Source organism: Bacillus badius NBRC 15713, from assembly GCF_001591605.1.
Taxonomy (GTDB): Bacteria; Bacillota; Bacilli; order Bacillales; family Domibacillaceae; genus Pseudobacillus; species Pseudobacillus badius.
In genome coordinates, this window is record NZ_BCVF01000058.1 from 1 (window position 1) to 13931 (window position 13931).

The 13931-nt window shown below is 43.6% G+C and carries 24 protein-coding genes; all 24 read right to left on the reverse strand.

The window, feature by feature from the left end:
- Positions 1–277: 277 nt before the first annotated feature.
- Complete coding sequence (locus BBA02S_RS18340; protein WP_041114631.1) at positions 278–538, reverse strand: hypothetical protein; 261 nt, start codon at positions 536–538, stop codon at positions 278–280.
- Positions 539–651: 113 nt separating this feature from the next.
- Positions 652–1047 carry a phage structural protein gene (locus BBA02S_RS18345; RefSeq protein WP_041114626.1) on the reverse strand — a complete coding sequence of 132 codons (396 nt, stop codon included), beginning with the start codon at positions 1045–1047 and terminating at the stop codon, positions 652–654.
- A 15-nt stretch (positions 1048–1062) separates the two neighbouring features.
- Entirely contained in the window at positions 1063–2079 is a 1017-nt protein-coding gene (locus BBA02S_RS18350; RefSeq protein ID WP_041114625.1) for a DUF3383 family protein, read from the reverse strand.
- Between the two features lie 4 nt (positions 2080–2083).
- Positions 2084–2575, reverse strand: coding sequence for a phage neck terminator protein (locus tag BBA02S_RS18355; RefSeq protein ID WP_041114624.1), 492 nt, complete (start codon positions 2573–2575; stop codon positions 2084–2086).
- Positions 2556–2921, reverse strand: a complete 366-nt coding sequence (locus BBA02S_RS18360) for a hypothetical protein (RefSeq protein ID WP_041114623.1) — start codon at positions 2919–2921, stop codon at positions 2556–2558. Before BBA02S_RS18360 ends, BBA02S_RS18355 begins: the two co-directional genes overlap by 20 nt.
- Complete coding sequence (locus BBA02S_RS18365; RefSeq protein WP_197072553.1) at positions 2914–3540, reverse strand: hypothetical protein; 627 nt, start codon at positions 3538–3540, stop codon at positions 2914–2916. Before BBA02S_RS18365 ends, BBA02S_RS18360 begins: the two co-directional genes overlap by 8 nt.
- A 1-nt stretch (position 3541) precedes the next feature.
- Positions 3542–3889 carry a DUF4054 domain-containing protein gene (locus BBA02S_RS18370; RefSeq protein WP_052477455.1) on the reverse strand — a complete coding sequence of 116 codons (348 nt, stop codon included), beginning with the start codon at positions 3887–3889 and terminating at the stop codon, positions 3542–3544.
- A 5-nt stretch (positions 3890–3894) separates the two neighbouring features.
- On the reverse strand, positions 3895–4269 hold the full coding sequence (locus BBA02S_RS18375; protein WP_041114621.1) for a hypothetical protein: 375 nt from the start codon (positions 4267–4269) through the stop codon (positions 3895–3897).
- 17 nt (positions 4270–4286) lie between these two features.
- Complete coding sequence (locus tag BBA02S_RS18380) at positions 4287–4607, reverse strand: hypothetical protein (RefSeq protein ID WP_041114620.1); 321 nt, start codon at positions 4605–4607, stop codon at positions 4287–4289.
- Positions 4607–5509, reverse strand: a complete 903-nt coding sequence (locus tag BBA02S_RS18385; RefSeq protein ID WP_231557237.1) for a DUF2184 domain-containing protein — start codon at positions 5507–5509, stop codon at positions 4607–4609. Before BBA02S_RS18385 ends, BBA02S_RS18380 begins: the two co-directional genes overlap by 1 nt.
- A 15-nt stretch (positions 5510–5524) precedes the next feature.
- Positions 5525–5980, reverse strand: coding sequence for a structural cement protein Gp24 (locus BBA02S_RS18390; protein WP_052477453.1), 456 nt, complete (start codon positions 5978–5980; stop codon positions 5525–5527).
- Positions 5981–5994: 14 nt separating this feature from the next.
- Entirely contained in the window at positions 5995–7083 is a 1089-nt protein-coding gene (locus tag BBA02S_RS18395; protein ID WP_041114619.1) for a DUF2213 domain-containing protein, read from the reverse strand.
- Positions 7084–7115: 32 nt separating this feature from the next.
- Positions 7116–7352 (reverse strand): hypothetical protein, encoded by a 237-nt coding sequence (locus BBA02S_RS18400; protein WP_041114618.1) that lies wholly within the window; start codon positions 7350–7352, stop codon positions 7116–7118.
- 4 nt (positions 7353–7356) lie between these two features.
- Positions 7357–7599 (reverse strand): hypothetical protein, encoded by a 243-nt coding sequence (locus tag BBA02S_RS18405; protein WP_041114617.1) that lies wholly within the window; start codon positions 7597–7599, stop codon positions 7357–7359.
- Between the two features lie 30 nt (positions 7600–7629).
- A complete protein-coding gene (locus BBA02S_RS18410; protein WP_041114616.1) occupies positions 7630–7836 on the reverse strand; it encodes a hypothetical protein in 207 nt (68 codons plus the stop codon).
- Positions 7829–8152: a hypothetical protein gene (locus BBA02S_RS18415; RefSeq protein WP_041114615.1), complete on the reverse strand. Its 324-nt coding sequence runs from the start codon at positions 8150–8152 to the stop codon at positions 7829–7831. Before BBA02S_RS18415 ends, BBA02S_RS18410 begins: the two co-directional genes overlap by 8 nt.
- A complete protein-coding gene (locus BBA02S_RS18420) occupies positions 8149–8406 on the reverse strand; it encodes a hypothetical protein (protein WP_041114614.1) in 258 nt (85 codons plus the stop codon). Before BBA02S_RS18420 ends, BBA02S_RS18415 begins: the two co-directional genes overlap by 4 nt.
- Positions 8407–8416: 10 nt before the next feature.
- Positions 8417–9190, reverse strand: a complete 774-nt coding sequence (locus BBA02S_RS18425) for a phage minor head protein (protein WP_169799381.1) — start codon at positions 9188–9190, stop codon at positions 8417–8419.
- Positions 9183–10529, reverse strand: a complete 1347-nt coding sequence (locus tag BBA02S_RS18430) for a DUF1073 domain-containing protein (protein ID WP_041114612.1) — start codon at positions 10527–10529, stop codon at positions 9183–9185. The genes BBA02S_RS18425 and BBA02S_RS18430 overlap by 8 nt, the downstream gene beginning before the upstream one ends.
- A 31-nt stretch (positions 10530–10560) precedes the next feature.
- Positions 10561–10764: a hypothetical protein gene (locus BBA02S_RS18435; protein WP_041114611.1), complete on the reverse strand. Its 204-nt coding sequence runs from the start codon at positions 10762–10764 to the stop codon at positions 10561–10563.
- Between the two features lie 2 nt (positions 10765–10766).
- A complete protein-coding gene (gene terL, locus BBA02S_RS18440; RefSeq protein WP_041114610.1) occupies positions 10767–12188 on the reverse strand; it encodes a phage terminase large subunit in 1422 nt (473 codons plus the stop codon).
- Positions 12169–12705, reverse strand: a complete 537-nt coding sequence (locus tag BBA02S_RS18445; protein ID WP_041114609.1) for a hypothetical protein — start codon at positions 12703–12705, stop codon at positions 12169–12171. Before BBA02S_RS18445 ends, terL begins: the two co-directional genes overlap by 20 nt.
- 65 nt (positions 12706–12770) lie before the next feature.
- Complete coding sequence (locus tag BBA02S_RS18450) at positions 12771–13187, reverse strand: hypothetical protein (RefSeq protein WP_041114608.1); 417 nt, start codon at positions 13185–13187, stop codon at positions 12771–12773.
- A 142-nt stretch (positions 13188–13329) separates the two neighbouring features.
- A complete protein-coding gene (locus BBA02S_RS18455; protein ID WP_052477451.1) occupies positions 13330–13836 on the reverse strand; it encodes a sigma factor-like helix-turn-helix DNA-binding protein in 507 nt (168 codons plus the stop codon).
- Positions 13837–13931: the final 95 nt, after the last annotated feature.

Genomic DNA, 13931 nt, shown 5'->3' on the forward strand with positions numbered 1-13931 from the left:
GGATCACTGTCTGCATCCATGGCAATCCGAATAGCCATATCGCGTAAATTCTCCATGGTCCCCCTCCTTTCTCAAAGTGTAGTTTGGTTATTTCTTTTTGCTTTTCATTGCTTGGTTCTCTTTCTCTGCTTGTATATCAATAGCCACATTTAGCATGTTTAATTGATCACGAGACATTTCTATGGCTTCTGTATAAGAAACCACCTTTAAAACGATCGGGCGCCAGAAATACCATTCATCATTTACTCGCGCCCGATATGCGGTTAAATCCTTCCCCTTATTTTCCTGTTCTAAGAAAGGTAGTAGCTTCTTTGATTACTTCATCAAAGCCATCGTGTTCATCGAAATATTCCCAGGATACTTTAGGCTCAACGACTACATGTTTCATTATTTCGTCAGCCCATTTTTCTGAGGAAAATGTACCTTGATCTGTTTGAGCTCGGTCTTGAATACGTGTAAATTCACGATTGCCTGGATGTTGTAATGTATAATCTACACCTTCAACTGTTACTTGTTTTTGAGTACCGATTTTAGCCATTTTAAAAATCTCTCCCTTGTAATGAAATAATAAAGAAGCGGCCTTGTTTGACCGCTTCGTTTGATTGTTCAATTTTTTATTTTTTCGGTTACGTTTATTACGCGGACGCATAATTACTCTTGATCCGTGTAATCAAATACCTTGATTTCAAATTCCCGAGAACCCGCTTCATCCCCGTACTCTTTGCCGGCAGGCTTTTTAGCACGAGCTCGGGTACCACCGCTTTTTTCCTTTGGTTCCCCGTTATAGTTTACCCAGACTGGAAATTCCTTTCTTGATCTGGCTAGGTCATTCATGTAAGGCAAGGATGGTGAAGTCTGAGACAAGGTGATAGTAATTGTTCCAAACGGATTATGTGTTTCGGTAACAATCGGCTCCCCTTGTGCATCTGTCTTTTCAGAGAAAAAATCTTCATCCCTTTCTGAAGAGACCATAGTGCCTTCATCAAAGCCAGTAATAAAGCGACCGCCTACATTGACGGTACATTTCTTTGGATCATATGAACCCATAATTGGTTAGCCTCCTTATTTAAAAATTTCTCCCTTGATGTCTCCCTCATGAATCGCGCCTTCCGGTTTATAAGAGAAAGAAAGACCGCTATATTTACGTCCTTTTCTCTCCTCTTCTGGCATTTCACTGCGCGGCTTCGCAACAATGGTATACATCGGATTGCCAGCATCGTCTTTATCGATGATGCCTTGTGCTGTGGCAGTTTGAAGGACTGTTGTAGAAGCTCCCTCAAATAAGCTGATCCCTTCGTTGGAATAAGGAACTTTCGGAGCATTAGAGAGAGCAGTCTGAATCTCCATTTCCATGCTAAATTTCACCCAATCTTTTCCGTGCATCACATCGATGTATTCACCACTCACCACGATGCCTTCACTTGTCTGAGGCTTGCCTGCTTTCGTTACATAAGCAATGGCACCATCCTTATGAATAGGTGTTAATTCATCCGGCTGAATATCAATCGGTGTAATCCCTGTAAGTGTCTTGAATTTCCATGTCACTTTCCCAACAGTTTGATTAGCTACTTCGCCAACAAGGGCCGCATCCGGATGTTCATCATCTTTCGTGTGATAGAAAACAATGGTACGCTCATACTCTTTTGTTTTAAAGGCTGTACGATCGGAAGCGGTAGCAGCTGTTGTGACAAAGAATTTATATCGCTTCGTTTCCACGAAATCAGCAATAGCTACTCTCTCAGACAACTCGGCATCAGCAGCAATAACAAAGACCCAGTCATTGTCGTAATACTTCTCTAAAATACCGACAGGCGTGTTAACACCATCAGCGGCAGCTGGATCGTACGCAGCAATTGAAAGAGAAACAGGACGATGCTCTTGATCGAATACCGCTTTTGCTTTCGCATAAGCTTTGGTGCTTTCCGGAAAGTCCACCGCTACATCTGTTAAACTCTTATAATTCTTAAATGGCGTTTCTAAAGGTCCGGTCTTTTCTGCGAGAATCAGCGGCTTGCCAAACCCTACATACTCAGCCGGTTTAGTGATATCAATCGTTACGTTGACATCTTGTAATGGCATATGGTTATCCTCCTATTTCAATAGTTTCTATGGATTCTGTCATCAAGCGAACCTGTTCTTCCTCTGTCCGCAGCTGCACATCAAATCCATGCTTGTATTCATAATGATCAATAAGGTGAGTGGTCCGATTTTCCACATTGCCGGCAGAGCGGACAACGATATCCCTATCTTGCAGATAAGGCGTACCAGCGAAGGTGAACCAGTTTCTTAACTGAATAGCCAGCTCCCTCGCTTCGTCTACATCATCTGCAAACACGTTAAAAGAGATCGTTGTCAGCGGCTGCTCGGTGAACTTTTCATAAGCGGCCCCGCTCCCCTCATCGACAAACTGAGTAAATGCTCCGCGGCCTCTCCCTTTGATATAAGGAGAAGTCACTTTATAAGTGGCATAGGGAAGCGGCGGCACCTTGGCGCCTTCTTGATCTGCCTTCACGATTAAAAAGCCGTTATCCTCTTGGATACGGCCGATCATTTCTTTAAGGATGGCTGTTTTCATTCCCTGCCCACCTCGCCACATAAATAAAGACATCCGCGTAATCTGTATAGTCCTTGAACTGCTGGACCGTGTACGGGATGCCTTTATATTCGATTTTTTGCCCCTCTTTAAGCGGCTCGATTGTATAGAGCTTGCGATCCTTTGTAGAATAGGTGCCCGCTTCCGAATAGCGAAGATCATCATCGGAGAATGGCAAAATAACACCAAATGCTGGAACAGGAATAGGCTGCGGTTCTATCCAATCACCATTTTCATAATGTCCTTCCTCATCAATCGGCTTTTGAAAAGCAGTGAAAGGCATCCCATTCTCTATAACCATCGGGCTAAATATCATTTTCTCAGGCATTGCGTCTCACCACTTTCCATGTAACCCTCTGCCGAAGCCCGCCAGTATCAATAAGCGGATTGGAAGAACGCTTGGCGCTGATAGTTGCCCCTGCATTTGCTGGAGAACTATTAGCCATCTTTTCTTGGATATCCGCTGCTGCTATGGCCCCCATACGGTTGAACATATCCTCAACACTGATCTGGCCACTGAGAACTAAGTTCAGCTGCCGCTTTAAAAACTCGCTCCACGTTTCCTCTTTTTCATCAAAAGTGGAACGGACAAACGAGCGTTCAGGAATCGTTACAGACTCCACAAGCACAAAAAGCACTTCGAAGTCATTCCGGCCCTTTGGAACAGCTAACACATTGGTGCCATGCGGGCGGAACAAGTTAGGGAAATCACCGGCTCTTTTCCCATGAGACTCAGGACTAACAGGGATCGTTAAGTATCTCCCATTCTTTGGCGTGATTGTGATCCCGAATTCATGCACATTGGCGAGCATGGCATAGAAAGAATCATCTGCAGCAAAGATACCCACTTCTACCGCATAGCTGTTTAAATCAGCAAATATCCTTTCTAGCCTGTCCAAATTATCCTCATTCATGGTGACAGTGACACCGCTTCGATTCCTAACCATGTTAAAGCACCGTCAGATTTAGCGTTTTTTTCTTCTCTGGCACTTCCAATTCATCCAGAAGCCTTTGGTATTCAGCGCCGTAAGGAGTGGACAAGAGACCGCCAGACGCCCCTGCATTTGCGTATGTTTTTTCAAGGTCAGCCAGTTTTTCTTTCAGCACCACTTTAGGACTAATCGAAGCAAGATGAATCGTCAGATACCGGATTAGCCGCTCTTGGTATTCCTCTGGAGCATTTAACTTGGATACTTCAAGGGCTGCATCCTCAATGAGCAGCGTAAGGGTAGTGTCTGAAACTGCTGCTAAGTGAGAAGCGGTTGCTCTAATACGTTCAAGTGATGTAGTTGCCATAACCATCACTCCTGCCCATCAATGAAAGGTTCTTCATCATGCGGCTGGTTTAACACCTCTACTTGACTATCAATAGCCTTGAGAACAGTTTTTCGGTTGTTATTGCTGACTTCATCCGCTCTAAACTCTTCTAAAAGAGCAATTTCAGACGTGGCCTTAACTAGTTCAATCGCTTTATCTGCTGTCAATTTAGCAAAAGCAGAAGAAGATTCATCTTCATTCTCTTTTACAACTTCAATATCGGACATTAAATGCTGAAGCCGTGGATTCTCATACACTTTCGTGAATTTAGCCGCCTCTTCTTCAGACAGCTCATTCGTACCTGGATTCAAATACACTCCGATATGCCGTGCGTGCTCGCCTTTGTTATGAACTAACATCCTGTTTCACCTCCGAATTATTCTTCTTCGCTATCTTCGCCTTTGATATGCGCTACCTGATCAGCAATGACATCAAGAACAGTCTTTCTTTTCTCTCCCGTCTGCATTTCTTCTAAGAGGCTAAGAGAGAAGGTGTCCTTCACAAGCTCCACCGCTTCTTCAACATTCATTTCTTTCAGGCTCTTTTGTGGCACAATCTCGCCTTTTTCAATGAGCGTTTTCATAATGGCGTTGCCACTGAATTTTTTAAAGTCTTCCGGATCTACTTGGTTAGCACCCGGCACAAGCGTAACGTCTGCTGCATGACGAACGAATTTACCTTTGTTATGGACTAACATCAGATTCCATCCCCTCTCACAATAGCCATAGGATAACGGACAACCGCACCGCCTAAGCGCTCCTCGAATGGCACCTTGTAGTTAGGAAACTTGTATTCTTCCGGATGACGGACAATATCCATTGTGATCAAAATCTGAATAACAGAAGATGAGTTGTCTAGCACCAAGAAGCAGTCTGTTCCTGCATCCCCTTGTCCTTCAAGATCAGATGTGGCCACGATATTAGAGAACCAACCTTGACTACGGATATATTCCATTACTGTTTTATCTGTATTGGCGTTGTATTCTCTTTCTAATGCTTCCATGCCCCCTGGAGTTAAAACAAGCGTGTTCGCTTTGTGACCAGGCAGGCGGTTCACTAGTGAGCGTGCCTTGCGAATATCATCTACGATTTCACGGCCTGTTTTATCCTTCCACTTTGCTGAGCCGCCAGCTCCACTGTCAACAGCAAGTGTCTGAATGCCCTCTGCATTTACAACACCCGGAATATTATATTTCTTATCTCCATGCCAGATGATTCGGTTTTCCTTTTCTGCAATGGCGCGGCGAGCCCACTCTGCTTTCGCTGAATCAACAGGAATGCCTGCCATTTGCGCCTGACGTAATTCAGTGATGCTGTAACGAATAGCCGTAACAATCGAGTAGATATCCACTTTCTTACGGCGCTTATCAGCATCAACGAGTGGAATATCATCGGCACCCGGCGCAAGAATTTTCGCAGACCCAGAACGAGTAATCACATCATATCCATATGTTTCTGCAGCTGGTGGCACATCGCTTTTCACACTAAAAAGCGAGCGGCCAATCAATTCCTCTTTCTTTGGTTCATAAACTACACGGTCAATTGCTTGTAGATCCTCTGGACGGATCAATGCATCTTGTCTAAATTGCATCCCATTCATTCCTCTTCACTCCTCTTATGGTAAGTTGATTTCTACTTGTACTAATGAGCCTGTAGCGGCTTTCGATTTAAATACGGCAGTCGGAAAAGCAATCGCTCCTGCAGCATCTGCCCCAACGAATTTGCCTGTTGTCGGATCAACAGCAGCCGCTTCTCCTGTTAGTACGTCTTCTCCTGCATTCACCCAGACAACACCTTTGCGAATGACGGTAACAGGCTTGTATTTCTTGTAATGTTGGTCATCGGCGTTGTTAATCCAATCGTGAACCTCTGTTGCCATAGCAATTCCATACGGCTTTCCTGCAGCTTTTACTTGTGTAACTCCTTCCCCATCTGTTCCAAGCTGTACAGCGGCACCAAACGGAATAACCTCTTCGGCCGCTTTTGTATCTGCGCTATAGTCCTGATAATTCGCAAGCGCTCCTGGTCGGCCAGCTTCCGGCATATATTTGTCATATTGTGTGATTGGCATATAAAACGCCCTCCTTATTTAGATTGATTCATGTTTAAGCGTTGTGATCTCATTTCAGCGAGTTGTTTGTTAGTAGCAGCTGCTCCGTCACCTGAGAATAAATGATTGGCGCCAGTGGAAGAGAATCCTTCTTGTTTGACCTGACCAATCGTTGCATCATAAAAGGCATTCACATAGTCATCAGACTTGCCATCACCTTTAAAGTCCGGCTTCGCCTTCTGAATGACCGCTTCCTTGATCTCGCGCTCTGACTTTCCAGTGAAGTCGAATGAATCACCAAGCATTGTTTTGGCACCACTAATCAACTGCACGCGAGCTTCTACTTTCTTATCCAGTTCATCAGCGGACAGCTGTTGTTTTTGCGCTTCTTGCAGATCAGCTTCTGCCTTTTGAAGCTTGGCTTCTTGTGCATCGAATCGGCCTTGCAACGTGTCAAACTCTTTCACTTTCGTAGAAGCAGCATCTAACTGAGCATGGAGCGTATCAAGCCGCGCCTTAATCATTGGATCTACTTCATAATCTTTACCGTCAATTTTGTATGTTGGCATGTTTCCTTTTCCTCCCTCATTTTCAATCTGCCATGCATCCGAGTCATTGCGAATGGCTACTTCCGGCCCCGCTCTTCCCTTGTCTACAATGGCTATATGGTTAATTTCTAAATTCCTTTGAACAAACTGATAAGCATCACCGTTATAGGAACCCTGTTCAGCAACTACATCCGACAGAAAACCAATGCTGATTTCCCTTTTACCATCCCGAATCTTCTGGATTAATGCTTCATCAGTGATCGTCATGGATACGTAAAGCTTTAAATTTCGGACAGTTGCATCAGTATGAGACATTCCTTTTGCATAGCGGTTATAGTTTTTCAACGTAACCGGCTCATTGGGATGATCGTCTGTCACTGGCTTAGATCGGGCCGAGCGGATGGTTCTGTCGCTGAATATTTCATCAGGCAGCTTGGCTTCCATCTGGATAGTTCCGTCTTGCCGCTGATATGGAAAAACGCCAGGGCGGGTAATCGGCACGGTGACCGTTAAATAACCCTCTGGCGTTTCGTCATAATCCGTAATAAATGCTCTGTCAAAGCGTTGATTCTTCACACATCCTCACCCCCTTCTTGCGGCTATTCGACTTACAGCGTGTAACCTATAATGCAAACACCCTTAGCGTGTTTATGATTAAGGTTCTCGTCATAAGTCGCTTTGTAATATGCAAGCTTTTTCTCCAAGTTCCCAGGAGGATTGGTGATAAGTTCTGGATAATCAAATCCTGGCATTTCAACGAATACTCCAAGGCCCGCTTCTGCTGCCATCGCTTGCTCAAATGCCTGTTCAAGCTCTTCCATAGTGCTCAGTTCCCAATCTTTCATGTTCTCACCTCCTTTTACGTTTCTCATTCTGTTTATTCTTTTCGAAGAGACTACGCCGAATGTCTGCTATTTCTTTTTTGTGAAAGTCTTTTAATTGTTCCAGTTCTGCTGCCACTAGCACTTCTCTGAAAGCAAGCATTTTAACGAACTCTGCATCATCAGCGATAAGAGTACCTTGAGAAAACTCCTGTAGCTTTCTCTGATAGGCCTCAAAGAGTTCTGCCGGTGTCTTTTTCATTTTCTTCATGAGCGATCCCCTTTCAGACAATAAAAAAGACTATCCTTGTCGGAAGTCTGTTAAACGTAATTGCTCAAAAGTTTTCTCAAGTTCTTTTCTAATTGCTTCTTTCACTTCACTCGGTCCCCCAGAGATATTAATAGTCGGATCACAAACTACTGTTGGGCGATTCTTTGACATCCTCTCAAGAGAAGCAGCAATGCTCTTTAATGATCTATCAATGCTTTTGGCTGTTTTGTCATCCATTAGATTCACCTTCTTTTTTCACTACATAAAATCCTCTTAACAGAGCAAGGAAATCTTCAGGTTCAAACGCGTTTAGAGGAGCCAATGAAGGAGCATCACTATTCATAAAATGGCGCAAATTTTCATTGACACTACCTTTAATTCTATTCAACAAAAACGCATGCTCTTGCTCTGGAGTAACCTCAAGTTTAGTGCCGGGAATTTCGCTCTCTTCTTTATCAAGCAATGCAATTAGTAATGCAATTTCTTGAGGCGTGCCCTCATACTCTGTTATTCTAGTGACTTCACCTACTGATTTATACACTTCATATTTCATTCGCTTTCCTCCTCTTCCCATTCCCAATTTGTTTCATCGTTTTTTAACCACGAATTACTGACTTTGTATTCATCGGTAACCAACTCATATTCTTCGACTAGCAAATGTTCATATTTGTTAAAGTAAAAGGTATTTTCTTTTATAAATTCGTCAGCTTTTAAAAATGCTTTTTCTAAATCTGCATATATGCCTATTTCATGGTAATCACCTTCAAAATAGTCGCCATGTATATAGTTGACTCGATAGAAACCCAACTTACTCCCCCTACTCAAACACAGGCATAGCCACACACCTGCAGTTGTAATCAGTCCCGGGCAATCCAACAGCGGGAGGATTAGCATACTCAAAAACTTTGCCCTCCAGCTTCTCATGAGAATCCCGCACCCGCTCATCCTTTGATGTGCTCCACTTGAACTTTTCAGCCCCCATTGCCTTATGCCGCTTGGCAGTCATCTGACCGAGAATGGAACCGGACTGATCACGAGCAATAAACTTTGCCCGCTTCTCTGACATGCCGATCCGCTGCACCAGCTGCTCCCGAATCTCTTTCGGACTGCTGCCATTCTTTACACCTTGGTAGACAATGCTCTCAACCTTCGGAAAGTATTCATCCCGAATGGTGCTAATGTAGCTGACATTCTCCATGATAGAGGTACGCATGAATTCATCCAGCCAAGGTTCGTTCTGGGTTGGATCGATTCCTCTCACCCTGCCCTGATCCTGCATGTTCTTTTTGTTGAATACATTGATCGAATTAACAAAGCGGGTTGCTGTGTTCAGAATCTTATTAGAAGAGAAAATGCCAAGGGATAGACCTTTCATGAGCTCAATAGCCTGACGGATTATATCAAGCGGTCCATCTACTGAGTAGGAGCGGCTATCCTGCCGAGTCTGATAAAGTTTGATCTGCGGTTTAATATGTTCATCAAACACGCTCAATGTAACCTTTCCCAGTTCGTCTGTTAGCTTTTTCAGGTCTCGGTAATACTGAACCATTACAGCGTCAGGAAAACGAGTAGGAGGCAATTTTCTAGCCATTGTTGCCACGCTCTTTCCAAGCGGCATAAACTTCCTGCGCCATCTTTTCAAAGTCTGCTGAATCACCGGAGTATTTAAGCAGGTCAGTCAATCCAAAACGAGCAAAGCGGGCTTCTCTTACTTCGTCTACTTGCAACACGCCATTGGTTATATAAATAGCATCCGTTTCAGCAATCAACTTCCTAATCTCCGCATCCGTCTTGGCATCCACTTCCCAAAGAGGATTAAAGCTAATATCAAACTCAACTTTATCTGGATCAATCTGGCCGCCAAGTTCATCAGAGGATAACAACAGCAAACGAATCAGCCGCTCCAAGTGTGGCCGCATTTCATTCTCTTGGTCTGCTACAATGCGAGAATAATAGTTCATGACATCGTATTGCGCCCCTGCAATCCTGCCGGCTTCCTGCCCTTTGATAACCGTCTTTGGCATCCGAGCGGCGCCTGCAAGCATATCCCAAACATAATCAAGCAAATCTTTAATGCCAGCTGTGTTGGTGGATTCTTTCCGCAGATCTTCGTCAGCAGCAATAATAGCAAGTGCCTCTGTCCGGAACATGAAGTCCATGAGCGTGCCAAGCTCCCGCTTCTCTTCCGCTTTCATGTCCTTAACACCATCACTTTTATAAATCTTAAAAGCATAGTCATAAAGGATTTGACCAACGGACCACAAAGAAGTATCTAGCACGGTGATGATGTCATATAGCGGCTCAAGCAAGGACTGTCCTCTATATTCGTCCTCTAATCGCCTTGTTTGGTCATGAATCAATCTGGAAGCATGCACAAGCGTATTCTCCATACCAGCAATCATTGTACCTGTACGAGAGCGGCGATTAATCTCAAACATTTCCACCTGGCCGAAGGTTGGACTAAACATATCCTCATTCAAAAGAAAATCATTCACTTTCATGCCAGAGAAAGCGTGAAGATAATCGACTCTTTTTAGATTTTTTTCATCTAAAGGCTGCGCTAAGTTGAAGTTAGTATCTTGCGTGACACCTAAAGAGATAAAGCCATCGCCCCTCAGCCGCTCATACCGCCGCATTTCTTTATACGCTTCCCGAGCTTTCAGGTCCCGAAGTTTAGACATAATGGCATCCCGAAGCTTTACATCTTGCATCTTCAACGTGAACCAGCTGCGCGTCATATCCTCCGCTGGTATATCAATGATGTTCTGTACAATACGGTTGTTTGCGTACAGAGAGGAGATTTCCTCATCAGTCAGCTTCCTTCTAAGAGAAGGCTTCTGCCGGACTAGCGCGTCCTGTGTATGCCCTTTTCCATGCCCAACCATAAAGTCATTCCGCATTTGTTTCTTTGCTGCATCAATGGTTTTCATTCAATCACCACCTTCCTGATATCCGGGCTAATCATTCATAGAGCGGACGGGTCAATATAATTTCTAACGCCTGTTTTTCTGTAAAACCTTCAGCTATCAAACTTTCATATCTCGCTTTTAATAACTTTGAGGTTATCTTCGCATTTTCAATCAAGTAAGGAAGCTTTTCTTTGCTTTCATCTATCATCATTTCTGCTTCTAAATTAGTTATTTTTCCATTCATTTCATCAGGCATTTTTATTTCCTCCCCATTAATCGTTTATAACGGTCGAGCGGGTTGCTCTTCGCTGTCTGCAGCTTATTAAGAGCCTGTGTAGCAGCATCGACCATATCATCATGCTTTCCATTCGGAAAAGCGGTGGCTTCTTCGATAAAGTCATTCACCCATGGTGCAATGCTTGGATGTGGCAAATACACATTTCCTGCTTCCACAAGCGGAGAAACAGCATTTGCTCTCACTTCTTTACCGCCTTCCGGATTGACGGCAATTAACCCGCTGATTTCATCCTGCAGCATCTGGATGACAGCAGGCCCATTCGCTTTATCCTCGACATACTTTGCTTTTGCATCGGGCCACTTTTCTGACATGTGTCGTATTGCCTTCAGTGTTTCCGGCAGATTCATCCGGTTTCTGTCCTGGTCTAACAAGTAAAAGTTCGCTTGTTTCTTTCCCCATACCTGACCAACAACAAAGTCAGAAGTTTTGCTGTCTTTAAAGGTACAGTCCCAAGACTGCGCTTGTTTATCCCATATCCGCGGCAAATCTTCCGGCATGTAGAACTTCCACCAATGACGATTGAAAATATTCCCGCCTGCAGGTGATGGCCGCTGTTGAAATAACGCTGCCCATGTACGGGAACCAACTTCAATCTTTTTGTTTTCTGCCCATTCTTCATCAAATCCCAGTTCTGGACAAAGCGGTTCTCCTACTTCCCTGCCAAGCGCATCGTCTTCATCCTCTGCGATAGCCGGGAGCCGGAGCCGCTGCCATGTATAAGGAGAGCGTTCAAGCAATCTCCCGATAATGTCATCTTCATGCCAGCGGGTCATGATGACAACGACAGAGCCTCCTTTATGCAAACGAGTTGATAAGGTGCTCTCCCACTCTGCCCATACCTTTTCACGAATGGTATTTGAATTGGCTTCCTCAGCATTTTTAAACGGGTCATCGATCAGGAGCAGATCCGCTCCCTCACCAGTGATAGAACCGCCAATACCAGTAGCAATCATTCCGCCGCGTTTTCCTTGAATTCCCCAGTTATTTTGAGCGGCATTGACTGAGGATATCTCCACATCAAAAAGAGCCCTTCCATACTCCTCCACCTTTTGGCGGTTCAGCCGGCCGAATTTACGAGCCAGTGAATCAGAGTAAGAAGCGGCTATCACTCGTTTTTCTGGATTTTTAGAAATGAAATAAGAGGGGAATGATTCTGTCACCGTCATTGACTTACCATGACGCGGCGGCATTTCAATCATGATGAAACGTTGCTCGCCATTAGCAACCGGCTCTAAATGCTCACAAATAAATTCAGTATGTCTGAAATGCGTATAATTTCCACGATGAACATGGACCACATAATCACGAAATGAGCGGCGCGCTAGTTCCTGCTGTGCCAGTTTGGCTATAGCTTGCCGCTGTTCATTTGTCAGAGTTGGCAAGTTTCCTCAACTCCTCAATCGATAAGCCAGACAGATCGATGTTGTTTGTTAATTCGCCAGAATGCTCAATGTCCTGTTTATCTCGCCACTTATCTGGACGGCGATTCTTCAGCCAAAAGATTTGAGCTGTCGTATCTGGAGCCTGCTTCTTCTTCACCTTTTTGGTGAGCCGCAATTCTGTCCGGACAATCGTGCCATCTTCTTTTACATAAGGCCTCTCAATCTCAAACTCCTCATACGTTTCTTCCTCGTATTCATAGCCAAGCGCCCGCATGTACAAGGCATCTTCTACCCGATAATCAGCAATTGCCTTGTTTACTTTTAAGGACTCCGATAATTCCGGATATTTATTCTTATATTCGTTGAAAGAAGACACCGAAACGCCGAGACGCTTGCATATTTCCTCTTCTGTTAAGCCTTCTCTGCACCAATGACCAATCTCTTCAAGACGCGGAAAAACATGTGTATCATACTTGTTTTTCCGCCCCCGCTTATTCCCTAACTTCTTTCGTGACATTATTTCATCACCTCATCCCCCTTTATTTTTAGACATAGAAAAAACACCCCGAAGGGTGCTTGTGATTAGTTTAATACTTCCGCAAAGGCTCTTTCTAAATACTGATCAAACTTATAATCATTCAAATATCCGCCTGACACACTTATACACGCTTCACTACTAGAAGGAGCAATAAGTTCATCAATTTTATAAAATTCCACTTCTCCTCTAGCCCTAGTGTATATTTCAATGCTTTCAATATTACGCTTAAAAACTAATTTGTTTTCTTTGATAACCATTTCAGCAAAGAATTCTTCATCATTTAAACGGTAGTCTATCTCAATTTCCCCTCTAGACACAGGGATGAATTCTTCAATATTCTCTTCAAATTGCTCAACACAATCATTGATAAAATTCTCAGCCTCATCTAGCTTTGTTTTTACTTCTAAATCTTGAACATAATCTTGTCTCAAACGTTGTAATAGTCGGCTTTCAAAGCTCATTCCATCATCTCCTTCACCTTACATTTCGACAAAAGGAGATATTTTCCTGCTACCTTTGAACCAATTTAAATTATTTTGTCGTGCATCTTCCTACTAATAGGGCATATGCACGACAAGAAAGATAATAAAAAATAGCCTTTTCTCAAGAAACGAGAAAAAGGCTGCCGTTTTTACGATTTTCAATTTTATGTTCTGCTCGTTCTAAATACGTTTGTACAGAAGATTTACTGATTCCTAATAATTCTGCTGTGTACTCATAGGACAATCCTTCTGCTCTGATTAATGTAAATACATCCCTTTCTCTCTTTGTTAGATCCCCAAGCACATCGTCCAACAGCCACTGTTCATCTGCAGTCAGCTTTCTCTCTTCAATAACCGCCCGATTAGGAACGACCGCTTCAAGTAACTTCGGGTCCAATGTATAAGCACCACTCCTGTCCGCTCCACGTCTTGCATCTGGATAACGGCCAGACATCATCCACTGAATCACGAATTCCATTTCATTAATCATGCTATTAATTAGTGTTTTATCCTGTAAATCTAGCTCTGTTAATTCTTCCTTTACTTCAATAGCCGCTTTCATTTCTTTCAATGCCCGAAGTGACTGCTTATATTCAAAAATAAGAGTTCTCATATTAGTATCACTCATCGCTTAAACGCGCCTCCTCGTCCTCTTTTCAACGTTTGCATATTAACGCCCATCAAGTACCGTAAATCGCTATCAGACAAAGACTCCGGCTTTCT